Annotated in this window: 25 protein-coding genes; 10 read left to right on the forward strand and 15 right to left on the reverse strand. The window is 51.1% G+C overall.

Annotated elements, in window-relative coordinates:
* Positions 1-78: 78 nt before the first annotated feature.
* From IPI86_RS22330 to IPI86_RS22350, 5 genes are all read left to right on the forward strand, one after another.
* Positions 79-1143, forward strand: coding sequence for a helix-hairpin-helix domain-containing protein (locus IPI86_RS22330; protein ID WP_345300237.1), 1065 nt, complete (start codon positions 79-81; stop codon positions 1141-1143).
* A gap of 105 nt (positions 1144-1248) precedes the next feature.
* Positions 1249-2652, forward strand: a complete 1404-nt coding sequence (locus tag IPI86_RS22335) for a hypothetical protein (RefSeq protein WP_345300238.1) — start codon at positions 1249-1251, stop codon at positions 2650-2652.
* A gap of 49 nt (positions 2653-2701) precedes the next feature.
* Complete coding sequence (locus IPI86_RS22340) at positions 2702-4129, forward strand: phosphoglucomutase/phosphomannomutase family protein (protein WP_345300239.1); 1428 nt, start codon at positions 2702-2704, stop codon at positions 4127-4129.
* A 136-nt stretch (positions 4130-4265) separates the two neighbouring features.
* Complete coding sequence (locus IPI86_RS22345; RefSeq protein ID WP_345300240.1) at positions 4266-4904, forward strand: RNA polymerase sigma factor; 639 nt, start codon at positions 4266-4268, stop codon at positions 4902-4904.
* Between the two features lie 33 nt (positions 4905-4937).
* The gene (locus tag IPI86_RS22350) at positions 4938-5213 is read left to right on the forward strand and encodes a hypothetical protein (protein WP_345300241.1); all 276 of its coding nucleotides are present in this window, start codon (positions 4938-4940) and stop codon (positions 5211-5213) included.
* A 49-nt stretch (positions 5214-5262) separates the two neighbouring features.
* Here IPI86_RS22350 and IPI86_RS22355 read toward each other — a convergent pair whose 3' ends face one another.
* On the reverse strand, positions 5263-5769 hold the full coding sequence (locus IPI86_RS22355) for a DUF1684 domain-containing protein (protein WP_345300242.1): 507 nt from the start codon (positions 5767-5769) through the stop codon (positions 5263-5265).
* A 129-nt stretch (positions 5770-5898) separates the two neighbouring features.
* On the opposite strand from IPI86_RS22355, the gene IPI86_RS22360 reads away from it, so the two are divergent.
* Genes IPI86_RS22360 through rsfS form a run of 3 tightly spaced genes read left to right on the forward strand, consistent with a single transcriptional unit; the run spans position 5899 to position 7226 of the window.
* Positions 5899-6279, forward strand: coding sequence for a response regulator (locus IPI86_RS22360; protein ID WP_345300243.1), 381 nt, complete (start codon positions 5899-5901; stop codon positions 6277-6279).
* A gap of 9 nt (positions 6280-6288) precedes the next feature.
* Positions 6289-6873, forward strand: coding sequence for an RNA 2',3'-cyclic phosphodiesterase (gene thpR, locus IPI86_RS22365; protein ID WP_345300244.1), 585 nt, complete (start codon positions 6289-6291; stop codon positions 6871-6873).
* 35 nt (positions 6874-6908) lie between these two features.
* Positions 6909-7226 carry a ribosome silencing factor gene (gene rsfS, locus IPI86_RS22370; RefSeq protein WP_345300297.1) on the forward strand — a complete coding sequence of 106 codons (318 nt, stop codon included), beginning with the start codon at positions 6909-6911 and terminating at the stop codon, positions 7224-7226.
* A gap of 80 nt (positions 7227-7306) precedes the next feature.
* Here rsfS and ndk read toward each other — a convergent pair whose 3' ends face one another.
* The 3 genes from ndk to IPI86_RS22385 all read right to left on the reverse strand — a co-directional run bounded on the left by ndk (position 7307) and on the right by IPI86_RS22385 (position 13260).
* The gene (ndk, locus tag IPI86_RS22375) at positions 7307-7759 is read right to left on the reverse strand and encodes a nucleoside-diphosphate kinase (protein WP_345300245.1); all 453 of its coding nucleotides are present in this window, start codon (positions 7757-7759) and stop codon (positions 7307-7309) included.
* Positions 7760-7814: 55 nt separating this feature from the next.
* Positions 7815-11843, reverse strand: a complete 4029-nt coding sequence (locus tag IPI86_RS22380; protein WP_345300246.1) for a tetratricopeptide repeat protein — start codon at positions 11841-11843, stop codon at positions 7815-7817.
* A gap of 121 nt (positions 11844-11964) precedes the next feature.
* Positions 11965-13260: a thymidine phosphorylase gene (locus tag IPI86_RS22385; protein WP_345300247.1), complete on the reverse strand. Its 1296-nt coding sequence runs from the start codon at positions 13258-13260 to the stop codon at positions 11965-11967.
* Positions 13261-13492: 232 nt separating this feature from the next.
* Between IPI86_RS22385 and IPI86_RS22390 the strand changes: the two genes are divergently transcribed.
* Together IPI86_RS22390 and IPI86_RS22395 are read left to right on the forward strand one after the other, a co-directional pair.
* On the forward strand, positions 13493-14887 hold the full coding sequence (locus tag IPI86_RS22390; RefSeq protein ID WP_345300248.1) for an MBL fold metallo-hydrolase: 1395 nt from the start codon (positions 13493-13495) through the stop codon (positions 14885-14887).
* Positions 14888-15071: 184 nt separating this feature from the next.
* The gene (locus tag IPI86_RS22395) at positions 15072-15752 is read left to right on the forward strand and encodes a DUF2202 domain-containing protein (RefSeq protein ID WP_345300249.1); all 681 of its coding nucleotides are present in this window, start codon (positions 15072-15074) and stop codon (positions 15750-15752) included.
* 89 nt (positions 15753-15841) lie between these two features.
* Here the strand turns inward: IPI86_RS22395 and IPI86_RS22400 are convergent, their stop codons facing one another.
* The 11 genes from IPI86_RS22400 to IPI86_RS22450 form a co-directional block, all read right to left on the reverse strand.
* Positions 15842-16870 (reverse strand): cysteinyl-tRNA synthetase, encoded by a 1029-nt coding sequence (locus tag IPI86_RS22400; RefSeq protein WP_345300250.1) that lies wholly within the window; start codon positions 16868-16870, stop codon positions 15842-15844.
* A 1-nt stretch (position 16871) separates the two neighbouring features.
* Complete coding sequence (locus tag IPI86_RS22405; RefSeq protein WP_345300251.1) at positions 16872-17354, reverse strand: redoxin domain-containing protein; 483 nt, start codon at positions 17352-17354, stop codon at positions 16872-16874.
* Positions 17355-17405: 51 nt separating this feature from the next.
* Positions 17406-18368, reverse strand: a complete 963-nt coding sequence (locus IPI86_RS22410; protein WP_345300252.1) for an alpha/beta hydrolase — start codon at positions 18366-18368, stop codon at positions 17406-17408.
* Positions 18369-18405: 37 nt separating this feature from the next.
* Complete coding sequence (locus IPI86_RS22415) at positions 18406-19140, reverse strand: alpha/beta hydrolase (RefSeq protein ID WP_345300253.1); 735 nt, start codon at positions 19138-19140, stop codon at positions 18406-18408.
* Positions 19127-19813: a uracil-DNA glycosylase gene (locus IPI86_RS22420; protein WP_345300254.1), complete on the reverse strand. Its 687-nt coding sequence runs from the start codon at positions 19811-19813 to the stop codon at positions 19127-19129. The genes IPI86_RS22415 and IPI86_RS22420 overlap by 14 nt, the downstream gene beginning before the upstream one ends.
* 89 nt (positions 19814-19902) lie before the next feature.
* Positions 19903-20952 (reverse strand): tRNA preQ1(34) S-adenosylmethionine ribosyltransferase-isomerase QueA, encoded by a 1050-nt coding sequence (gene queA / locus IPI86_RS22425; RefSeq protein WP_345300255.1) that lies wholly within the window; start codon positions 20950-20952, stop codon positions 19903-19905.
* Complete coding sequence (locus IPI86_RS22430) at positions 20949-21845, reverse strand: DKNYY domain-containing protein (RefSeq protein WP_345300256.1); 897 nt, start codon at positions 21843-21845, stop codon at positions 20949-20951. The genes queA and IPI86_RS22430 overlap by 4 nt, the downstream gene beginning before the upstream one ends.
* Positions 21842-22693 (reverse strand): hypothetical protein, encoded by an 852-nt coding sequence (locus IPI86_RS22435; RefSeq protein WP_345300257.1) that lies wholly within the window; start codon positions 22691-22693, stop codon positions 21842-21844. Before IPI86_RS22435 ends, IPI86_RS22430 begins: the two co-directional genes overlap by 4 nt.
* Positions 22694-22750: 57 nt before the next feature.
* On the reverse strand, positions 22751-22984 hold the full coding sequence (locus IPI86_RS22440) for a DUF2905 domain-containing protein (RefSeq protein ID WP_345300258.1): 234 nt from the start codon (positions 22982-22984) through the stop codon (positions 22751-22753).
* Between the two features lie 75 nt (positions 22985-23059).
* On the reverse strand, positions 23060-24082 hold the full coding sequence (gene ruvB, locus IPI86_RS22445) for a Holliday junction branch migration DNA helicase RuvB (protein WP_345300259.1): 1023 nt from the start codon (positions 24080-24082) through the stop codon (positions 23060-23062).
* A gap of 70 nt (positions 24083-24152) precedes the next feature.
* On the reverse strand, positions 24153-25181 hold the full coding sequence (locus IPI86_RS22450) for a hypothetical protein (RefSeq protein WP_345300260.1): 1029 nt from the start codon (positions 25179-25181) through the stop codon (positions 24153-24155).
* Positions 25182-25264: the final 83 nt, after the last annotated feature.

The raw sequence follows: 25264 nt of genomic DNA on the forward strand, positions 1-25264 counted from the left end.
GAAAGGGATTATAGCAAACAATTTTGTCGGGGTGATAAAATAGATAAGAAAATACAATCAATCGAAATCAGGTGCAGAATGAGCGACTTCCTCAATTATCTTAATACGGCCGACCTTGATACACTGACAAAGACTCCTGGCATTACACGTCCGATTGCGGGAGGGATTATCGCAGGGCGGCCGTTCGATTCGGTTGATGACTGCCTGAAAGTGCGCGGCATGGGGAAAAACCTGCTTACACGGTTACAGTCCACTTTTGAAGGGGAAGAAAATGTTTCAGAAAGCAGAGCCATGGTCACAGTGGAGGAAGAACCGAAGCCCGCGCCCATTGAGAGGCATCAGCCTGCACAAGAATCAGCCCGTGAGGAGGAACCATCCTTCTTGACGAGATTGGGGCGGGCCCTCCTCGTTTTTTTCCGTGCGCTGATGCAATTGATCGCTCTGGCCATCATCATTGCAGGGATTGGGGCGGCATTTTACTACGGATTGCCGTTCATCAATCAGAATGTGATCGTACCCATCGAACAAAATACAACGGGCATTCGCGAACTTCGCGACGAGATTGAAATTTTGCAGACGGAACTGAATGAAATGAATGCACGCGTGGATGCGGTTGAGAAAACGATCGAGACCCAGTCGGCCAGCATTGCAAGGCTGGAGGAAATGCAAAAGACCCTCGAAGAGGAAATAACAACGCAAAATAACAGCGTGATGGTTGCGTTGAAACGCGAGGTGATGTACACGCGCGCGATTGAGACCATTTCGCGGGCGCGATTGTATCTTTCGCAAAGTAATTTCGGGCTGGCAAAAACAGATGTGCAATCGGCACGCGATCTCCTGGCCGAATTGTTGATGGATGCCCCAACCTATCAAGTAGATGCGTTCAATCAGATCCTTATGCGCCTTGACCTGGCACTGGGCAACCTGCCCGCCTTCCCCGTCATCGCGGCAGATGACGTGGACATTGCCTGGCAATTGATGATGATGGGCCTGCCTGAAAGCGAAGCCGAGATCGTGCCGACATCCACGCCCCTGCCGCCGCCAACATTCACGCCCACGACTGTGCTCGAACCATCCGCCACCTTTACGCCCACGCCAGCACCCGTACTGGAAATCACTCCCACCCCAACAGCAATTCCATAAATTCGGAACCCCGAGCATTTTCTCGGGGTTCTTTTTCAAATGTTATAATCCGCTCGCGTTTCGAATTGAAGCGCAAATCCACGAGCAAAATCACATCAACCCTAAATGAACAAACCCACCAAGTTGACATCCTCCATGCAAGTGTATCTTTTTGCATTGCTTGCAGCGGTCATGGTGGCTTTCGTTTATGGCTGGTTGAATTTCCCCAGCCTCGAAAGATCGGGAACCAACTATTATCCCCAGCTTGCGCTTGGGTTTAAGCGGGGCCAGCTCCATTTGCTTGAACAGCCATCTTCCGCATTGCTTTCGCTCAGCGACCCATACAATTATGTGCTTCGAAAAGAGAGCGGCGTGGAGGATTTTCCATGGGATGTTTCTCTTTACAATGGCAGATTCTATATTTATTGGGGGCCAGTCCCAGCGGTGTTGTTGACCATACTCCCCGTTGGGCTGCTCAACAGGCTCGGCGACCAGCATCTTGTTTTCCCGTTCATGTTTGGGTTATTTATTTATTCGATGCTGATTTTTGTGAGTTTCTGGCGCAAATTCCCACACAACCTACCAACGTGGACCATTGGACTTGCCCTGCTGGCGATCGGACTCGCCAGCCCAGCCACTCTGATGCTCGGTCATCCTAAAATTTATGAAGCGGCGATTGTCGGCAGTCAGTTCTTTTTTATCGGCGGTTGTTATTGGGCATATAGCGCAATCAGCAGGGATGGTCAGCTTGATTCCTGGAAACTTGCCATTGCCAGTCTGCATTGGGCGCTTGCGGTGGGGACGAGAACCATTATCCTGCCTGCGGTCATCTTTTTTGGGGCGACGATTCTAGTTTATATTTGGCTGCAAAACAAAAAGGTCACGGCCGCTTTGTGGGCCATGGGAACTCCGCTTTTTATCGCGGCACTTTGCCTGTGCTGGTACAACTGGGCCAGGTTTGATTCCATTTTCGAATTCGGGTTGAAATATCAACTAGCCAGTGTGAACTATAACGAATTCGACGATCTGTTCTCCATCCGCTATTTATGGGAAAACCTATTGAATTATTTCCTACGCCCGTATCAAATTCAGGCAGAATTTCCGTATATCAGCACCGTGGAAAATATCGTCTCGAATGACAGGCTCGCGGGCCTGCCCTATACTTCTCCCTATCTTTTGTTCCTGTTGATACCGCTGGCCCGTCTTTTCCGTCTGCGCGCGCAAAACGAAAATCCGCGCGAAAAATGGCTGGTCATCGCTTTGGGCGGGGCATCTCTCATTTCATTGGTTATAATTCTCCTGTATTACTTCACAGCCATGCGTTTCAGTTTCGATTTCATGCCCGGGCTGCTCCTGCTTGCCGCGATGCAATTCGTGCAGGGTTCCCTGCTGACGAAATCAAGCCGAGGATATTTAATTTTGGCTGTTGTATTATTTATTTTCTCTGTTTTGGCAAGCATATTGATCGCCCTTCCCACAGTCAGGATCAGAGAAGTGCTCGGGATCTTTGAGTTTTTAGGCAGCCGATAAAGTTTATCGAAGTCACAACATAATTTATTTCAATCAAAGGAGTAGTCCAATGTTCAAAATAAAATTCGGTACCGATGGTTGGCGCGGGGTGATCGCAGAGGATTACACCTTCGACAACGTGCGCCGCTGTGCGCAGGGATTTGCAACGTACATGCTCTCGGTCGGTAAAAAGGGACAGTGGGTCATTGTGGGCCACGACAAGAGATTCAGCAGTGAGCATTTTGCGGCGGCAGTCGCAGAGGTATTGGCAGGGAACGAATTGAAGGTTTACCTGACTGAGGAAGCCACACCCACCCCGGTCATTGCTTATGCTGTACTCGATAAAAAGGCCGCTGGTGCGGTCAACATTACCGCCAGCCACAACCCGCCGACAGATAACGGATTCAAGGTCCGCAATGATACGGGCGGCGCGATCGACCCCGAAGGATTGAAACTTATCGAAGCCTCCATCCCCGATGACTTGAAAGATGTCAAACGCAAGGATTATAAGGAAGCCGTTGCCGCTGGCGAGATCGTCAAATTCGATGCGGCCACTCCGTACATTGAACACCTTACCCGTGACGGTTTAATCGATCTGCAGCCAATCAAAGACGCGGGTCTGACCGTGATGGTCGACACCATGTGGGGCAACGGCGCTGGCTGGTTCCCACGCCTGCTGGCGGGTGGAAAGACCAAGGTCATCGAAATTCACAACGAACGCAATCCCTCCTTCCCAGAGATGAAGCGCCCCGAACCTATTCAGCCAAACATTGACGTGGGCCTGAAAGCCACTGTTGATAACAAAGCCGATGTACTGCTCATCACAGATGGTGATGCTGACCGCTGCGGCATTGGCGACGAGAACGGCGAATTCATCAACCAATTGCGCGTCTATGCCCTGCTCGCCTACTACTTGCTCGAAGTCCGCGGCGAACGCGGTGACATCGTCAAGACCCTGTCCACAACGGGCATGTTGAATAAGCTGGGCGAACTGTACGGCGTTCCCGTCCACGAAACGGGAGTGGGTTTCAAATTCGTCGCGCCGAAGATGACCGAGACCAATGCCCTGATCGGCGGCGAAGAGAGCGGCGGCTACGCCTTCCGCGGAAACGTGCCCGAGCGTGATGGCATCCTGGCTGGGTTGTACATGCTCGATTTCATGGTCAAGACCGGCAAGAAGCCGACCGAACTCCTGAAAGACCTGTTCGCGAAAGTCGGCGGCGAATATTTCTACGACCGTGTGGATAGTCCCTTCAGCGGCGATCCCGATGCGCGCAAGAAGATCATCATGGATAACAACCCCAAGACTCTCGGCGGTTTGAAAGTCACCGAACTCGTCACCGTAGATGGCTTCCAATTCAAGCTCGAAGACGGCGGCTGGATGTTGATCCGCTTCAGCGGAACCGAACCCATCCTGCGCGTATACTGCGAAACCAGACACAAAGACAAGGTGCAGGGCATCTTGCAAGACGGATTGAAGGTCGCAGGAATCAAGTAAATTCCCACAAAATGGTTAAAAACGAACTCACCTGCGAAATATCGGGTGAGTTCGTTTTTTGGGCAACTATCAAAAAGTCTCAAACTTTTATAAGAATCCCCGTTTACAAGTCAGTTTTCTCTTATAATCAAACATCATGACCACACGTACCAATGAAATCTGGCTTGCAGATCTACGGACTACCGGGCTGGCACACGCGGAGGCATTGAATGACCTGCGCGATGTCATTCAAAAAGGCCTGCCGTATGCCCTCTCCCGCTGGCTTTCCTCGGACAATCCCCTTTTCCAACCGCTTGTGGAAGAAGTGACGCAGGAAACCCTCCTGCGCGTGCTCGACCAACTGGACACCTTCGAAGGCCGCAGCCTTTTCACCACCTGGGTTCACAAAATCGCCATCCGCATTGCGTTGACCGAATTGCGCCGAAAGCGTTGGCGCGATGCCTCCCTCGATGAGTTGACTGAAAACGAAGACGCTCCCCCGCCCCCTGGCCTGCTCGCTGATCCCCAGGCATCTCCCGAAACCTCGTCAGAGCGATCAGACATGCTCGTACGTGTCCGCCGCATTCTGGAAGAGGAACTTACACCCAAGCAGCGTGAAGCGCTGGTATTGCTTGGCTTGCAGGATATGCCCATGGAAGATGCCGCAAAGCGGATGAAGACCAACCGCAACGCGCTGTACAAGCTCCTGCACGATGCCCGCCTGCGCCTGAAAAAACGTCTCGCCCTCGAAGATATCACTCCCCAGGATCTGCTAACAGCCTTTGAACAAAAGTAAGATTAAGATTAGATTAATCGTCAAACTGGAAGCATGAATATCAAACATATCATTCAAAGCATCTTCAAACCAAGGGAACAACTACAGGATGAGGTTGTCATCAAATTCCTGCAGGTTCTGGAAAACATCCGCGCTGAGGAATTGACCTGTAGTGAAACGTATGCCCGTCTCGACGAGTTCGTTGAAACGGAAGTGCAGTCGAAAGACGCAGACAAGATCACCCCACTCATTCGCGAACACCTCGACATGTGCCCGGACTGCAACGAAGAATACGAAGCACTGCTGGCCATTCTAGAAAACACAAAATAAAAAGCGACGGGAAATTTGATTTCCCGTCGCTTTTTATTGTCCAGTCAGCTTATTCGTGGAATAATTTCTCACCCGCACGAACAGCCACCTTTAATCGATTCTCGGCAGGCGTGATCGGGCAGGACCACATCTCGTTGTAGGCACAATAAGGATTGTACGCCACATTAAAGTCCACGATAAAGCGCCCGCCAGGCAGGGCCTCAGGCTCAAGATAACGCCCCGCAGGGTAGGTTTCAGTGCCCGCCAGCGAATCCACAAAGGGCAGGAAGAATCCATGCTGGCTCTGGTAAATCGTCAATTCCGCCTGCACGCCATCCACTACAAAACTGAACTTGCCAAACCGCTCATAGGTTTGAACGCCGCCCGTCGAGGTTTGCATCTCAAAACTCGTCTTCACGGGGAATTCATCCACCTTTACCTCAAGGCGCAGGGACTCATTCTCAGGGAAATAGTTCAATCCATTAAAATCCTTCTTCTGCTCGCGTGTCAGCGGGCTTTGCGGATGGCTGCCAAAAAAATCATCCTTCTCCGCGCGAAATGCTTCCAACTCTGTCATTTTGTTCCTCCAGTAATATTATGCTCAATAGACTGGCATGTGGGTTGGATTCTTACGAAAGCATTTCCAACGCCGGGGTCGCCCTTGCCAATTCATGCAGTTTATGCTATTTTAGTAATGAGGTACAAAATGACCACTCTGCAGAAAACAGTTATGATCATCGAAGATGAACCCGAAGCCGCCGAATTATTTGGTGAAATGATGCGTGTAAACGGCTTCCGCGTAATGAAAATGTTCTCCAGCGCGCCCGCCATCCCAATGATCATACAGGAAAAACCCGATGTCATCATCCTGGATATCATGATGCCCGATATCTCCGGCCTCGAAGTCCTGCGCTACATGCGCCGTGAACCCGACCTGGTCTCCATCCCGGTAATTGTCATTTCCGCCAAAAGCATGCCCAGTGACATCAAGACCGGCCTTGAAGCGGGCGCATCCTTGTACCTCACCAAGCCTGTTGGGTTCCTCGAGCTCAAGCAGGCCGTCGAACAGGTATTACAGAAGGCATAAAATCATCGCATGAGTCTTTTGCGCGCCTTCATTGCCATTGAGTTTCCTGCAAGTACACTGGACGCCATTGAAAGACAAACCGCCCGACTGCGCCAAACATTGGGGAATGACATCGTCCGCTGGGTTCCCACCCAAAATATGCATCTGACCTTGAAGTTCATTGGAGACATCGCCGTCTCACATATTGACTTTCTCAAGCAGCTGCTGACTCGTGAAGCGGAATCTCACAAACAGTTTGACCTGCAACTTGGCGGACTCGGCTCATTCCCGACCTCAAGACGGCCGCGCATTTTATGGATCGGGATCCACGCCCCGGCAGAGCTGGCCTCCCTGCAAAAAAGCATTGAAACGGGAGCCTCACGTCTGGGTTACCAGCAAGAGGAACGAGCCTTCTCCCCGCATCTTACCATCGGCCGCGCCAAACAGAACATTGGCCTGACCGAACTGCAAAAAATCCGAACCGCAATGGATTCGACCCAGCTTGGCAATATCGGCACAGCCAGAATGGATACCGTCCATCTTTTCAAAAGCGACCTGCAGCCCGGTGGGTCGGTCTACACAAAATTATTTTCCGTCCAATTATCCAAACCATGAGGTGAACCCTGAACGCACTTGAACTTGCTCGTGAAATCGTAAATTCCCTTGAAGACAAAAAGGGAGAGGACATCGTCCTGATAGACTTAAAAGACATCGTATCCTTTACCGACTATTTCGTCCTGTGTACCGGCACCAGTGACCGCATGCTTGATGCGCTGGCCAATTCCACCATCGAAAGCATTAATTCCGACCATAAAAAGAAAGGGAAGAGACAGGGCATCTCCAGCGACGGCTGGGTGGTCATCGATTACGGTGACGTAGTCGTGCACCTATTCTCCCCCGATCAGCGCGAATTTTATGACCTTGAAGAATTGTGGAAAGATGGAAAGGTATTATTGCGCCTGCAATAAAATAGAAGATTCTCTTGCAATAACAAAAATCCCGTTCAACCAAAAATTGAACGGGATTTTTCTATTTCAGCTACGATCGCTTATTTTTCAAAGATCCATTGATCGACGGCACGTTTCCAATCCACAAGCTCTTCCTTCTTGAACCAGAGCGCAACTTCGCGTTCGCCGGTTTCGGGCTTATCAGAAGCGTGGATCAAATTGCGGCCAACTTCGAGCGCATAATCGTGGCGGATGGTGCCTGGCGCAGATTCGGCGGGCTTGGTCGAGCCGACGGTCTGGCGCACAGCGGCCACAGCATTCGAACCTTCCCAAACCATCGCCATGACAGGCGCGGATGTAATGTATTGGATCAAACCATCATAAAAAGGCTTGCCCTTATGTTCGGCATAATGCGATTCAGCCAGCGAGGTACTGACTTGAATGAACTTTGCCGCAACGAGCCGAAGCCCACGACGTTCAAAACGGGCAATCACTTCGCCGATGAGTCCGCGTTGCACACCATCGGGTTTAACAAGTACGAGCGTTCTTTCCACAGAAAATCCTCCAAATAGAATGTATAACGATTCAGCGAATCAATGATTCAGCAGATCAGCGAATTAATTCTTCAGCCTTGTTGTAGGCTTCGAGTGCTTCCTTCAAACGATTGGCACGCATATAGGCGTCACCCAGAGTCTGCCAGATGCCAACCTCAACAGGATAACGATAGATCGATTCGGTCAGGTCACGGATCGTCTCATCCAGATGCTTGCCCTTCTTGATAAGCTTGCGGTAATGATCGAGCGCGGCGGGGATGTCGCCCCGGTCCAACTCAGCCTTGGCCTGACCAAGCGAAGCGGAAGTTCCCTGCCCCTCAGCCTGGCGCTGTTTCGCAGGCAACCCGGCTTTCTTCCGGGAAGGCGCAGACGGTTTCTCCGGCGCGCGTCGTTCTTCAACGACGGGTCTTTCCATTTGAGGCTGGGCCTCTACGCGAGGTTCAGCCGGGGGCGGTACAAAGGGTTTACGCGTCTCCACTGGAGGTACTTCCTTTTTCGGTTCTGGTGTTTGTTGCGCCTCGACATGCTTCCAATCGGCGGGCGAAGCTGGACGATCCGCCAAACGTGGCGAGTCTTCATCCACGATCGCAGATTCTTCGTCTTCGATGCTCTGCAGCCAGTCGGGTAGATTCTCTGTCTCGTTGGCAGTGACAGGCTCCTCGGTCGGTCGTGAAGCGGAAGTTTCGATGGGCTTCTGCCAGTCGTCTTCGAGCACTGCGTCGTCCTGTGAATCCGCATTGTTTAACCAATCGGGCAGGTCTGGCTTCTTCATCACGGGTTCATCATCCATAGGCTTCCTTCTTGAGGAGGCTTTGGAAGCATTCAAAATGGAATCTGGCGTGGGCATTTCATCGAACGGAAGACCCGGCTCGTTATCCAAGCTGTTCAACCAGTTCGAAAGATCGTTTTGAGGCTTACTCTGTTCGGCAGCGACACCTTGCGTAAAGGAATCATCCTCAACACCGCTGAGCCAACTGGGCAGTTCTGATTTTTGCGCATCAGAACTTTGATCGGAGAAATCGAATTGATTGTCGGTACCAGACTGCGGGGTATCGTTCAACCAATCGGGAATGTCATTGCGATGCTGGCCCTGTTTCTCGAATGCCTCAGGCTGTGGGGGAAACTCGGCTTGATTTTCCTGCTCCTCGAATTTACGAAGCCACGCCTCGGTTTCCTCACCAGCGCCTGCGGACGAGGGAATACCCTTGGAAGCATTTTCAAATTCAGCGAAAAGCTGTTCGCCGATATTGAGTGCGTTTTCAACAGCCTCCGATTGAACAGGCTTTTCTTCTTCAGCCTTTTGCGAAGCCTGCGCTTCACCAATGGATTGCGCTTGCGAGACCCAATCGGGCGGGGTTTCACCGCGTTTGTTCGGGTCGGTGACCAATTCTTCGGGTTTGGCCCCGTGTTTGGCCGCGAGGGACTCAAGCCATGCTACGGCATCGTCCTGCTCTTGGGCGGTCGAGCCGAGGCTTTCAATAGAAGGAGCTGGAGTCTGAGCGACGGGAGTTTGTTGTTCGATATTCGTCGCCTGTGAGACCCATTCGGGTGGGGTTTCGCTGCGCTTATTCGGGTCCGTGACCAATTCTTCGGGTTTGGCTCCGTGCTTGGCTGCAAGGGACTCGAGCCATGCCACGGCATCATCCTGCTCTTGGGCGGTCGAGCCGAGGCTTTCCACAGAAGGAGCTGGAGTCTGAGCGATGGGAACTTGCTGTTCGATATTTTGAGCCTGCGAGACCCATTCGGGCGGGATCTCACTGCGCTTATTCGGGTCGGTGACCAATTCTTCGGGCTTGGCTCCGTGCTTGGCCGCGAGGGACTCAAGCCATGCTACGGCATCGTCCTGCTCTTGGGCGGTCGAGCCGAGGCTTTCAACAGGAGCAGGAGTTTGAGCGACGGGAACTTGCTGTTCGATATTCTGAGCCTGCGAGACCCATTCGGGCGGGGTTTCGCTGCGCTTGTTCGGGTCGGTGACCAATTCTTCGGGTTTGGCTCCGTGCTTGGCCGCGAGGGACTCAAGCCATGCCACGGCATCATCCTGCTCTTGCGCGGTCGAGCCGAGGCTTTCAATAGAAGGAGCGGAGGATGGCGCATCCACACTGTGCACCCATTCGGAGGTTTCGCCCGTTTGAGCAGTTTCATCAGACGGGGCATCAGGAACACCGGACATCCACGCAGGCAAATCACTGGATTGTGAAGTAGCGGGCTGTCCTGCCTCGCCTAATCCACTCATCCACTCAGGGACATCCGATTGTGTAGATTCGATCGGCTGGGAACTTGCAAATAACGAATCAGGGCCATTGCCGCTTGGAGTTTGAGAATCGTCAATATCGCGCAGCCAATCAGGAACATCACCTGACGGGGCAGGCGCGGGTGTAGCGGCTTTGGGAGCATCGAGTCCACTCAACCAATCGGAGACATCATCCGATTGTATGGAGTCTGCGGTTTCTGCATCGCCAAGCCCGCTTAGCCATTCAGGGACATCGGAAGAAGGTTGTGCGGGTGAAGCGGGAGCAGAAGCGGCAGGGGTGCTGGGAGCATCGAGTCCGCTTAACCAATCTGAGACATCATCGGTTTGTGCAGGCTTGGCAGAGGTGGATGAATCAGAATCGCCAAGTCCACTCAACCAATCGGGGACATTGCCCGGTTGTGCGGGTGGAATGGAACTGACAGGTTCAGGGGTTGTTTCCACATCGCCAAGTCCACTTAGCCAATCAGGGACGTTGCCCGGTTGTGCAGGTGGAATGGAACTGACAGGTTCAGGGGTTGTCTCGGCATCTCCAAGTCCGCTCAGCCAATCAGGGACATTGCCCGGCTGTGCAGGAGTGGGTTCGGGTTGTGTTGAAGCGGCGGCAGCAACAGCTCCTGCAGTACCAAGTCCGCTTAACCAATCAGGGATGTCCGCGGGTTTAGAAGAGGCTCCAGAGCCAGAATCGAGTCCACTCAACCAATCGGGAGTTTCTATCGATTGCGCTGAAGCAGGCTGAGGCGCGGTAGGCTGCGAAACGTTCGTCGGCACCTGACCTTTCAACCAGTCAGGAATATCGGCAGGGGTCAAGTCACCGCCGGCAGGTTCTTCATCAAAAAAAGAGGAGGGTTGTTCGGGATTCGTGGATTCTCCCCAGCCAGCGGCGCGGAGAAAATCTGGAATACCTTCGCTGGAAGCGCCTTGATCTGACGATTGCGTCGAACCCTGTTTCAGCCAATCAGGCTCGCTGTTGGATGAAGAAAGCATCGGGGCCGATGAAGCGCCAGAGCTGAGACCCAGGGAAGATGATCCCCAACTTTGAGTGGCTGGCGGTTCTTCGTCTTTATAATCCAATCGCTCCAGGTTAATGGAGGCATCGGGAACTTCGTTCGCTTGAAAAACAGAGCCTTTGGCAAAAGCCGTATACGGATCCAACTCCCCCACACGCATACGATACACCTGTGTGCTTTCCACCGCACCGGCCGTGGCAGGCAGCAAATCCACCATGATGCAATTCGCATCGAAGCAATATAAATAACGCTTCAGCAACTGCATGCACATATCGGAGGCATCTGCCTTTTGACCGCCATGAAAATAAGCGCGCGCCAGCAATACCTGCATATCGGTACGGTCAGGTTCCTGCGCAAGTACAGCGCGAATTTCGGCAATCGCCTGTGGATATAACTCGCCCTGCACGTACATGTGGGCAAGTGCGCCGCGCGTCATACGGATCTTGGGCGGCTCCATGCCGTCACGGCGGCCATAAAGTCTTTGCAACTCGCCTTGAATGGCTGAATTGGAAGGCTGCGCTTCGAAAGCGCGCTGCATGTGCCAGATGGCGTCATCGAGTTTGTTTTCTTCATCACGGATGATGCTCATGCCTACATGCGCAACAAAATCATCGGGAACCGACATCAAAATGCGGCTGAAAATATCAATCGCATCGTTATAGCGTTTTAATTCAAGATAGGCCTTGCCAAGCAGACGATAGGTTGCAAGATGTTTGGGGAAGGTTTTTAAGATATGGTGGCAATGTGCTATGGCTTCATTGATGTGAGCTTGATCAATGAGCCCTTCGATTTCGCGGTTGTAGATTCTCAAAGAAACTTTTGCCATTACCGTTTTCCTAGTTTATTGCCTGTTTTTATGATATTCAAAGTTTTTGGGTAAACTGCCAGATAGCATTACAGTTTAAGTATGCCTGATTCGCAGATAATTCGCAAGGCTATACGCTATTTTACCCGTAAAACAGCGGCAATGGCGATACAAATTCATCACTAAACGCATGCGCCGCAAGCACGGCCTTGCGTGCTTCGGCCAATTTTGCCTCATCATTCGCATGGATCTCAAATAAAGGCTCGCCTGCCTCCACGCGATCCCCCACTTTTTTGTGGATAAGGAAGCCGACCGCATGGTCGATGGGATCGGTCTTTTTGGATCGTCCCGCCCCAAGCAGTACTGAGGCCTCGCCTACGAGTCTGGCGTGGACCTGTGAAATGAATCCGCTTCGAGGGGCATTCACCACCTCGACGTATTTTGCCTGCTCGAATTTGGAAATGTCGTCCACATACGAAACATCACCGCCCTGTGCCTGAACCAGCACGCGGAATTTCTCCAATGCACTACCATCTGTGATGGATTTCTCGGCCATCGCGCGGCCTTCGTCCAAATCCTTTGCGCGCTGACCTAAAACCAGCACATGCGCAGTAACATGCAGACAGTGTTCATAATAATCATGCGGGGCACGCCCGCGGAGTAGCTCAATGGCTTCGATCGTTTCGAGCGCATTACCCACCGCAGAGCCCAGCGGTTGATTCATGTCTGAGATCAGCGCAACCGTTTTACGACCCGCAAGGCGGCCAATATCCACCATCAATTCGGCGAGAGTGTGCGCATCTTCGAGGGTTTGCATGAACGCGCCAAGGCCTGTTTTCACATCCAAAACGATCGCCTGTGCACCTGCTGCGATCTTTTTGCTCATGATCGATGACGCGATCAACGGCATGGAAGGGACCGTGCCGGTCACATCGCGCAGGGCGTACATTTTCCCATCCGCAGGTGCAAGGTCGAGGGATTGACCCGTAAGCACGATTCCCTTTTCTTTTAATTGCTGCTTGAATTCATCGGTTGTCAGGTTGACACGATAACCAGGGATGGCTTCGAGCTTGTCTAGCGTACCGCCGCTGAATCCAAGTCCGCGGCCAGACATTTTGCCAACGGGCAATCCGCATGCGGCTACCATCGGCATGACCGAAATGCTGGTCTTATCGCCCACCCCGCCCGAGGAATGTTTGTCCACGGCAATATCCACCACCTTGGAAAGGTCGAGCACCTGCCCCGATCTCGCCATTGCCAGCGTAAGGTCGGCGGTTTCGAAGGGCGTCATCCCGTTCAATAAAATGGCCATTGCAAAGGAGGAAGCCTGATAATCGGGAATATCCCCACTGACAAATCCCTGAATGAAAAAATCGATCTCCTGCGAGGTCAATTCCTGTTTGTCACGTTTTTTGATGATAATGTCTACGGCGCGCATGATTCCAAACTCCTTATGATTTCCTACTGGAGTATTTTATCGCAGAAATGAAATGGGCATGCATCAGACGCGAAACGCCTGAATCCATGACTGAAACGCACATTTCCAAAACTCCAAACAACCAATGTCATTTTTGCAACTTTTTCATGGTACTTGCATCAAAACGTTGTACAATGCAGATAACTTCATTAGAAATTTCCCATTGAGACTATTAGATGTAGGAGAGATTATCATGTTCACACAGCAATTTTTTGTAGAAGGCTTGGGATGCGCATCCTATTTGGTGGGCTGCGAAGCAAAAGGCATCGCAGCAGTCATTGACCCAGATCGCGATGTGCAGAAATACCTTGAAACTGCGCAGGGCCGCGGGCTAAAGATCACCCATATCATCGAGACACACTTGCATGCCGACCACGTTTCGGGGAATTCCGAACTTGCCGCACATACCGGCGCGGAAATTTATCTGCACGAAAACAGCGGCGCAGAATTCTCACATAAGGTATTAAAACATAACGATGTGATCGAGTTGGGAAATATTCGATTGCATGTTTTACACACCCCGGGTCACACTCCCGAAAGCATCACTCTGCTTGTCGCTGACACTACTCGTGCAGAGGAACCCTGGCTGGCGTTGACCGGAGATACGCTGTTCGTTGGCGATATCGGGCGCCCCGATCTGGTTGGCATGGAAGCCGCACGTGGGCTCGCGGGCGACATGCACGAAAGCATTAACCATAAAATTTTGCCTTTAAATGACAGTCTGTTGATCTACCCCGGGCATGGCGCGGGTTCACTGTGCGGAAAATCCATCGGCGCAATGCGCTCCACAACGCTCGGCTTTGAAAGAAAATACAATCCCGCACTTGCTCCTCGTGACAAATCTGAATTTATCGAATTCGCAACCAGTGACCTGCCCGAACAACCCGGCAACCACACAAGGATCAAGGCGATGAATCGCAAAGGCGCAAAACCATTAGGGACAGTTGAAAACCATCCATTAAGCATCCGTGAAGCCATTCCCCATTTTCAGCGCGGCGCAGGACTGCTGGATACCCGCCCCAAGGCAGATTATGTCAAAGCGCATGTCCCCGGCTCCGTTCACATGGAAGCGGATGCACAATTGAGCAATCGCATCGGGTTCGTTTTCCCGCCCGATGTTCCGATGATCCTTTTATTGGAAGACGCCAGCCAATACGAACAGGTTGTTTACAGCCTCGCGCGCGTTGGGTATGAGAACGTGGTTGGCTATCTCGCAGAAGGTTTGGATGTTTGGGAGGAAATGGGGCTTCCCATCGCTGCTGGAGATATCAAAGACATTGAGCCAACAGAACTACATCAACTGCTTCAGACATGCTCAAATGGAGATTGTCCCAAGGTTGTGGATGTGCGCGAGCCGTGGGAATTCAAACAGGGTCACGTCCCTGGCGCAATGCTGATTCCGCTGGGCCAGCTCTCAGCGCGTCTGACCGAGCTTGATCCCGAGCAGCCTGTGGCTGTTATCTGTGCGAGCGGGAATCGGAGTCAATCGGCGGCGGCCCTGCTTGGTCAAAAAGGATTCAAGACTGTTTACAACGTCCTCGGCGGCACAGGCGCATGGATGCGCACCGGGCTCGAAGTGGAAAGATAAAAAAACTGATCCAAAAGGCACAGGAAAACCTCCTGTGCCTTTTTTTGTTTACATCGTTTTCCTTGTTGGAATCTTGAAATATCTTTTACAGTCTCTTTATATTGAAGACCTATCATGTGGGTGTCGTAAAAAATAAAACGCCACACAAAACGTGTGACTCACATGAAAACATAAGGAGACAATCATGTTCAACAATCTCAAAAACATTTTGATCGGCGTCCTCGCAGCGTTTCTCGTCATCGCCATCGGCGCAGGTGCTTATAGCGCATTCGCATTACCAGCCGCAGCAACTTCCACATCATCCGCTTTGTATGGCGGCAATGGCAATGGTGGAAACGGAGGCAATGGAGGCGGCGTGCAGATCACCGCGATCCCAGCCTCAGATCTGAGCGCAGAAGAAGCCGCAGCGCTGTTGTTCATGCGCGAAGAGGAAAAACTTGCGCGCGATGTATACAACCAGATGTTCGCGCTGTGGGGACAACCCGTCTTTCAGAATATCGCGGCCAGCGAACAGACTCACATGGATCAGATCAAACTTCTGTTGGATCGCTACGGTCTGACTGACCCTGCGCTGGCTCCCGGTCAATTTACAGATCCCAACCTGCAGGCTTTGTACAACCAACTGATCGCGCAGGGTTCAGTTTCACTGGCGGATGCGCTCAAAGTCGGCGCGACCATCGAGCAGGTAGACATCGCCGACCTGCAAACCCGCCTTGCAAAAACCGATAACGCTGATATTCAACTAGTTTACAACAACCTGATGAGCGCTTCGTACAATCACCTCAACGCTTTCAACAGCACCCAACAGGGTGGGAATGGACAAAGTCAAGGCGGTAGAGGCAACGGATACGGCAGAAACCATTAAGAACACATCGCACTTCTACAAACAACAAAAATAGAAAAGAGTTGCCATCAAATGATGGCAACTCTTTTCTATAAAATCAGAAGAAGGATTTATCCTTTTACCAGCTTTTGTCCCTCTTTGCTGTCTTGCACCACCCAGCCTTGTGATGAGATCTGGTCGCGCAGGCGATCAGACTCGGCGAAATTCTTTTCGGCGCGGGCCTGCTTGCGAAGTTCGAGCAAGGCCAGAACTTCTTCCGAGGGGCCATCTTCTGCTGAGGCATTGTTCACCATCTCCCACACTTCAGGGCGGATGCCTTTTTCAAGAGGATCAGGTATAGTACAGGTACCTAATTCATTCAATGAAAAACTTGCGCCCGTAGGGTATATTTCCATGCTTTTGTTTTTCATCACCGTCACAGAACTGACACCATGCACGTCGCATGTACCTTGCGCGCAATCCATGATGACGCCTGAGTGTTCATCCAAACCAATGATAATATTTTCATGAGGGAGCAGTTTATGCCATTGTTCGAAACGCTCCAGCCCCATAAAACAACGACTGGTATCAAGATCAATGCCGCCTTCGGCGTTATTCCAATGCGGAACGAAGGAAACGTTCATGCCAAAGTCGGAGAATAGATTCAAGCCTTCTTTCGCGTGGACATCCTCGCCTACTTTGTAAATTTCATAGACAGGTAAGGCCCACGCGCCAACAGAAATGGTCGCAGCGGAGGCAAAGACTAACGTTGCTCCCAATCTATGCCGCGTGCGGATGATATCCCATGCGAGCGTACCCTGCAATTGACGAACCGTGTACGTGGGCGAGCCAGGTCCCATAAAAATGAGATTGGCTTGTAGCAGTGGCTTCAGGATCTCTGGATTATCAGGGCTGAATTCGGTACCTTGCTTGCGAGCGGGAATCAGGTCAACAACAGGTTTGTAATTTTGCAGACGGGTCTTCAGGAAATCCGCCACGCGATTGGCAACGAGGGAGGCATTTAACTCAAAGCCAGCTGGCGTTTCCAGAATGGCAACCCGCAACGGGTCGGGGATGAGGCGGGCAAGTGTCTCAAAGATGCGGCCACCCGCAAGGGAAGTCTCACCTGAGCCAAGGAAGGCAATTCGTCCAAGAGTCATACTACCTGGATGATTCGTTTAGTTTATCTATTACGTTGAGGAAAGTTTCGTTATCGGGAATGTCGGCCATGTTGGAACTGTAATGAACATAGCGAATACGCCCATCGAGATCGACCACGCAATTCAAAGGCATGCGACCCAGTTTGAAAAGATTCACTTCCTGACGATACATCTTCGCCACCCGATGATCGGGGTCGGGCAGGCCGATATAAGGAAGGCTTTCATTCTGCCAATAGCGTTGAAAGGAATCCAACCCATCGGGGCCAATGGCAACGACCGCCACACCACGCTTTACGAAATCGGAATAATGATCACGCATACGCGCCAACTGCGCGCGGCAATACGGTCACATAAAGCCGCGCAAAAATGCAAGTACAACAGGTTTGTTACCGCGAAAGCTGGAGAGGCGGACCGAAGTCCCGTGAATATCTTCGAGTTCAAAATCAGGCGCAAATTCGCCTGGGGTAATGATGTTGAGCAACATTGTTCTTTCACACTTTCCGTACAGAATCACTTTGCATCATTCGCAAAGTAGTTAAAGCTCCAAAAAATTTATAACTTCCTGCATAAATCGCTCGGGGCATTCCTCGTGCGGAACATGCCCACATTGGGATAATAACACGAGCGGCGCGGGGGTCTCCTGCGAGATCGCTTCAAAATACCACGAGCGGATCAGGCGGTCATCTGCGCCAGCGATGATAAAGGTATCCACGGTCAAATTCGGCAGCAAAGGCCGCAGTTCCGGGTAGGCAGGAGCGAAGGTCAATTCGTAAAACGCACGATCCCAGTTCTTTATTTGAAGCGCGCTCAAATATTCCTGCTTGACCTCTGCGCTGAGATTGGCTTCATTGGCCCATTCACGCGCGATCGTGTTCGGAAGCGTTTCTTGATAATCGCGCATCATCAACGGACCGAGATGACGCATTTGCGGAGTCCACATGATGGGCAGAGCCCACGCAGGAAACTGCGGACCATACCCGCCGCCCACGCCAGGGTCCACCAAAATAAGTTTTTTCACGCGCTCGGGGTAGGTCAGCGCAAATGCCACCGAGACCCCGCCGCCTGCCGAATTGCCGACCAACACGGCTTTTTCAATTTTCAACGCATCCATTAAACCGCGCAGCAATTCCACATTGGCACCCATACCGTACGGATTTTCCTTCCACGTTTCAGGCATCGGGCGTTCGGTCAATCCGAAGGCGGGGCGGTCATACGCGATGACGCGACCATGCTTCGAGAAATCATCCATCACCTCGCGCCACGAAAACACGCTTGACCCAAATCCATGCAAAAGGATGAAGGTGGTTTCGCCCTCACCCATTTCTTTGTAATGTACCGTGACATCGTTCACTTCAATGAATTTGCTGTCAGGGTCGGCGAATTCTTTTTCAGTTACCAAATCGCCCAACTCTGGCACAGGCACGAGAAAAGGCCCGAACAGCACAGCAAGGCAGGCAAATATAAACGCTCTAAAGAGAATCTGTTTCCAACGTTTCATAAAGTATTCGACGGGCTTGATACCAATAAAAAATCGTTTATTTTTCCAACTCTTCAAGGAATTTCACAACAGCATTGACCACCTGTGTCTGTTGTTCTGCGCGAGAAATGGTTGCCTGCTTGTCGCCGGGCTGGAGGCCGTAGTCGCCAAACTGGGCATGATTGCCACCATCGAGCACAACATACTCAGTGCTTGCAGGCAGCAACGTGCTGGTCTCACTAAACTTTTCCATCCCTGCCATGTCGTTCGTGCCGTAAATGGATAATACGCTCAAAGAACTATTCTTCAACGAATCATCCGCAGGGTACGAGGCCCAGAAGATAATTCCATCAACCAAACTCAAATGGTCTTTCGCGAACAAAGCCGAAGCCACACCGCCAAGGGAGTGTCCGCCCACGGCCCATTGTTGAATCTCAGGATGGGCGGCAAACACAGGATCGCCTGCATTGACATCAAAAAAGGCCAGGTTCAAATTCACAGGCAGCAATATCACCAAATATCCCTGCGCAGCGATTTCACGCAGCGGCGCGGCATAGGAACGATAATCCACGCGACCACCGGGGTAGAAAATAAAACCAGTTACAGGTTTAAGGTTTGCAGGTTCGAAGATGATAAAGTCACCCGTAGTGACCGTGACATTCGAATCACTTTCGAGGGCCGCCAATGCCTCTGGCGCGGGGCCAAGGGGCGTTTCGGCCCAGATCACAAATCCCAACACAGCCAACACAACGACGAGTACGAGTCCAAATAGAATACGCTTAATGATTTTCATTGAGAAGCAACTTCGCCTTTTTCCAAATTTCGTCGAACATTTTCACGGTCAGTTTTCCTGTCAATGTATTTTGCTGGCTGGGATGGTAGGAGCAAATCAAGGATGAAGGATGATTTATGAATGATGAAGGTAAAAGAGCATAAACTGCTCCGTGTGAAAACTTCAAACCTCGAATTGCCGTTATTTTGAGTATTCGATCAAAAGCAATCTTACCCAGACATATGATTACTTTAGGCTGAATGATTTGAATTTCCCTTTCGAGAAACGGCTGGCAGGTATTCAATTCTTCTGGACTTGGCTTATTATCGGGCGGGGCGCAACGACCTGACGCGGTGATATACAAATCCTTCAAAAGCAGACCATCGCTTCTGGACTCCGCCCGGGCCTGATTCGCGAACCCAGCCCGGTGCAACGCTGGGAAAAGGAATCCGCCCGAAGCATCCCCCGTGAATTGACGTCCCGTCCGATTCGAGCCGTGTGCGCCGGGAGCAAGCCCCACCACCAGCACGCGCGCCTTTGGGTCACCGAAACCTGGCACAGGTTTGCCCCAATATTCGTCATCTTTGTAGGCCTTGCGCTTGACCCGTGCCACCTCCTCGCGCCATTCCACCAAACGCGGACATTTGCGACAGGAAATAATTTCTTCGTTTAGTGATTCAAGTTTAGTCTTCATGAGTTTTCAGGTTTACAGGTTTCAAGTTTACAAGTTGACAGGTTTTGGGTTGAACATTCCAACTCTTCAACCTACCAACTTTCGAACTCTTATTCAATGAACATCGCATCACCGAAGGAATAAAAACGATAACCTTCCCTGACAGCGAGATTGTAGGTTTCCAAAATTCTCTCCCGCCCCGCAAAGGCGCTGACCAGCATAATCAGCGTGGACTTGGGCAAATGAAAATTCGTGACCATCGCATTCACAACCTTGAATTGATAGCCAGGGAGAATGTAGATCGAAGTGGGGCCGATGAAAGAAGAGATTGGTGATTGAGGATCGGCCATTGAAGATTGCGCGGCGCTTTCAAGAGTCCGCACGGAGGTGGTGCCGACAGCAACCACCCGCCCACCGTTTTGTCTGGTTTGGTTGATGAGGTCCGCGGTTTCTTGCGAAAGCTCGCACCACTCAGTATGGATCTTATGCTCTTCGGGAGACTCTTCAGTGACGGGGGCAAACGTATCCAGGCCAACATGCAGGGTGACATAGCCCACCTTCACGCCTTTGGCTTGCAAAGCATCAAGCAGTTGCGGCGTGAAATGCAAGCCCGCAGTCGGCGCGGCGGCAGAACCAGCTTCTTTGGCAAAGACCGTCTGATAGCGCTCGGGGTCGGTCAATTTTTCGTGAATATACGGCGGCAGAGGGATGTTCCCCACTTTTGGAAAATACGGCTCAACAGGTTCCGAAAAACGAATCAGCCGCTCCGAGCCTTCGAGTATCTCAATGATCTCGGCTTGTAAAAAAAATTCACCATGTCCATCCCCACCAACTTCTACCACAACCTTCTTGCCTACACGCAAACCCTTACCACCCACCAAGGATTCCCATGTCAACACATCGCGGCGGCGCAGCAGGAGCAACTCCACTTTGCCGCCTGTTTCTTTTTTGGCGAAAATTCTCGCAGGGATGACCCGAGTCCTGTTTAGGATGAGAAGATCGTTCGGTTGCAGAAACAGGCCGAGGTCCCGAAAGATGCGATGTTCCACCTCCCCAGAATCACGATGCAATACCAGCAGTCGCGAAGAATCACGCGGCTCAGCAGGAGTCTGCGCGATGGAAGATTCGGGCAATACGTAATCGAAGTCGGATGTTTTCATGGATTGGTGTAAATCTCGGTTTCGGAACAACCTGTGACCTGTATATTGGATGGAAGAGCCGACGGATCAACATTCGCGATGACCTGATCCTGATAATAAGCATGGTCAGCGTCGGCGGAACATTCGAAATTAGCGTTCAGCACTTTGAATGTTTTCGGGTCGGCGTTCGGGATGGCTTGACCCATCCAATATACTGCATTGCCATCACGCGCATAGGGGCTTTCAAGCATTTCAAATGTGGCGCCATCTGCATTTGGAATTATTTCATAAAAGTAAAAGACGTGCCGCTCATCGCGCGAGTAAGCATCTGCAATGACTTCAAAGGAATTGGCATCCGCGCCTTGAATTGGATTGCCATTCACGAAGACAGTCTTTGAATCTTTGAGATAGGTGTGGTAATTCCAACTTCCAATAATAACAAGATGAGATGGATCATCAGAAATGATCCCAGCATTCCAATAAATATGTTTGCCATCGCGGGAGATATTTTCAGCGAGAGACTCAAAATTGGCAGGGTCATCACTGAAAGCATGACCACTGGCATAGACATGCCTGGAATCGCGGGCAAAGGGATGCTGCAATAATTCAAAAGTAGATGGGTCAGCATCTGGGATCTGGCTTCCATCAATGTAAACATGCGAGGCATCAAGTGCATAGGATTGGTCGAGGATCACAAACGAGTCATGGTCTGCACCTGTGATCTCAAATGGCGACGCAAGCCCAAAGCCGGGGTGAAAATAAACCTTTGTGCGGCGGACATAATATCCGCTATCGCTCAGGGAGCCAGGCGGCATATCGGAAAAATACAGATAGCCAATGCCAGCCGCCACCAGTGGACACAGGCACAAAAACACAGCGGCAGCGATCAGATAGGTTCGTTTTGTGTTATTCATAAAATCTCTTTGTTCATATCGCGAATGCGCGGGGCGAGCGCAACCGCAAGATAGATCATCCAAACAATAAGGCCGATGTGCAAGACATCGTTTTCGGAAAACCAAATCCCATTTGCCCACAATGCCGCTGTATTACCCGAAATGAGATAGAGAAAATAAGCGGCAATGGTAAGCCCTAACCACAACCAAGCACCCAATGACACAAGGTCAGCATCCAGTTTGTATTTGGCATACCGCCAGCCGTTGATGGCGAAAAACGCGATCACACTCGGCGCGGCGACAACGAGAAGCAATTCAAAAGAAATCAAAAATTTAACCGGGATAAATGCCCCCGCCATCACCAACCCAAAATAGAAAACCGCATTGATAAGGGCATACATGGAAAGCCACTTCCGCAATTTGCCGTCGGCGCTGGAATGAGCAACGGCCAGCATCATTGCATCAATGCTCCAGACAGAAACGATGAGATAGGCGATCTCCCACCAGCTTGTCCACAGGCAGGCGGTGCGGCCTTCGCACTTGATGGCATAACTGAAGGCTTCATAGCTTGTGCCTGCCAAAAGCGCGCCGAGTCCCCAAAGAAGCAGGGCAATTCCCCACCAGAAGCGGGAGCGTTGTCCATCGCGGATCTTTAGAAAATACAACCCAACGGCGATGGTCAAAACACCCAGCAAATAAACAATGATGGATGTACTCGGCTGAACAATAACCAGCCTGTTGAATTCCAAATAAGGCTGGATCTGAAGCCAGGTTTCAGGGGTTTGTTGCGGGACATACAGGATCGTATCCAAACGCCCACAGGAAGAAAGAAAAAAGAGAAAAGGCAAAAGGAGGAAGAATCGTTTCATGAATTTGCGTGGAAAATGCAGGCTTCCAAAAAACGACTTTACGAAAGCCTTCAAAATTTACTTTTTTAGAAAACGAGAGATGATATTGAGCAGAATGGATAAAACCACCGAAATCAAAATCGAACTCGTGACAGGGAAGTAAAAACTTCCATTCTCCCCTTCAATGCGGATGTCACCGGGCAGGCGCCCGAGCGGAATTCCAAATTTCGCGGCGAAGTACACACCTCCACCCACAAGAAAGAGAATGATTCCGCCGAGCATTAAGTAACGAGCTATTGATTCCATGTTCATTGAGTTTCAAAGTTCACAGAGTTACAAGTTAAAAAATAAACCTTCAAACTATTCAACTTGCAAACCTTCCAATATTTACAACAACCTCTGCTGACCCTGTTCCGTGTAGGTGTACCCCAAATGTTCATACGCCGATTTGGTGGCAACGCGGCCTTGCGGAGTGCGGTCTAAAAAGCCGAGTTGGAGCAAATACGGTTCGACCACATCCATGATCGTGTCCTGCTCTTCGCTGATGGAAGCTGCGATGGTATTCAAGCCAACAGGCCCACCGCTATATTTTTCGATGATGGTCTTCAGAACACGGCGGTCAACATCATCGAGGCCGAGAGGGTCAACCTGCAACAGGTCGAGGGCTTCGCGGGCAACTTTCTGGGTGATGATCCCATTCGCGCGGACCTGAGCATAGTCACGCACACGGCGCAGCAGGCGCAGGGCAATACGGGGAGTCCCACGCGCACGGCGCGCCATTTCAACAATGCCTTCCTTATCGGCTTCCACTTTAAGCATCCCCGCAGCTCGGGTGATGATCTTTTTCATGGCTTCCAGATCGTAGTAATCCAAACGATACACAGCGCCGAAACGCGCGCGCAGCGGAGCAGTGACCAAAGCCAGCCGCGTCGTTGCGCCGACCACCGTGAACTTCGGCAGTTTCAAACGGATCGAGCGCGCCGACGGACCTTTGCCGATGACAATATCCAGCGAGAAATCTTCCATTGCTGGATACAAAACTTCCTCGACCGCGCGCCCGAGGCGATGAATTTCATCAATGAAGATCACATCCCCAGCACGTAAATTGGTGAGAATGGCCGCAAGGTCACCCGCGCGTTCGATGGCGGGGCCAGCCGTCACTTTTACATTGACGCCCATTTCGTTCCCCAGCACATGCGCGAGGGTGGTTTTTCCCAAGCCAGGAGGGCCGTAAAACAAAACATGATCCAACGCCTCGCTTCGTCCACGGGCCGCATCGATGAGAATGGATAGGTTTTCCTTTACCTGATCCTGACCGATCAAGTCATCCAATTTTTGCGGACGCAGGGCGTTATCCACGCGGTCATCGGGTTTTGATTCAGGGTCAAGAGGTCGGGAAGATTTGCTCATAAGGAGATTATACCCTGCGGGTAGAGTCTATCAATAAACAGCAATCAGCTTTCGGTTAAGTGCGAAGCGGTTATTCCGTCAATAATTTAAAGAAATATTCGATGTGCCGTTCCGCGAATTCCACAATGACCACGTCGGGCTTTTCCTTTTCGATCAGGTCTATATAATCGGGAAGTTTCGACGTGCCGTAATGCAGAGAAAAGGTCTTGCTGAAATATGGCTCGATCAACTGATTCAAACATTCGTTGTAAAACGAATCATGCAAAATGACCGCACTGGGCAGGTCGGTTTCTGAATTGACCGAAACGCGCATCTGTTTATTTTCGGCGAACGGCGCGGGCATCACTTCAACATTAGTTTCAAATTTTGGAGTCAGGGTCCATGTCTCTTCTTGCAAGCCAAGCCCCATCGTCTTGGAAATATCGAGCGAGGAATCGATCGTTGTGCCAATTTCAAAATCGGATAAAGAGCGCGGTCGCACTTCGGGATGGCTGATACTGACCATCGAGATGATCTCCGCGGAAGCATAGTACGCCCCAAGGCAATTCCAATGCGCATCAGACTTGAAGTAAATCTGTGAGGTCTGACTGGCTTCACTCAACACAGGACGCAAATCCATGACTTGAATGTTGGTATGCTCCTGCATGTATTGCATGAACTGTTCAAGGCGCGAGGTTTCGCCGAGCACGGGAATTTCATCGGGCATGTACTGCGGGTAGATCGTGTTTTTATCAGGCGGGATGACCACCAGCATGCTCCCGCCGTTACGCATGGCGGCATCGTTGATTTGATTCAAGATCGCTTCCACTTCCTTCAAATTCTTTTTGCTGACGGGGGATGTCTTTTGATAATCGTGGATGCTGAAATCGCCCGAGTAGAACAACCAGCCATCCTTGCCCACGATCCCTTCATTAAAAACCTGGTCGCCAAGTGAATAACGAAAGCCGTTAAATGACTGGATCAATGCCGTCTTCAGAAAAAAACGGTCCGAGATCGTTTTGACTGTCAACTGCGGGCCGAGGAGTTGGGCCAGCAGAATGGCAAAGAAAACAGAGACGAATATTTTTGGATAGAGTTTATCCCAAGTTCCCATTTTCATTTACACGGTCTCCTGAAGTTTCATGGGCAGGCAAACAAGGTCACTCGACTGCTCCGCAGAGAACAAGCGGCTCTGTTCAGGCC

The organism is Candidatus Villigracilis affinis, from assembly GCF_016705895.1.
GTDB classification, from domain to species: Bacteria; Chloroflexota; Anaerolineae; order Anaerolineales; family Villigracilaceae; genus Villigracilis; species Villigracilis affinis.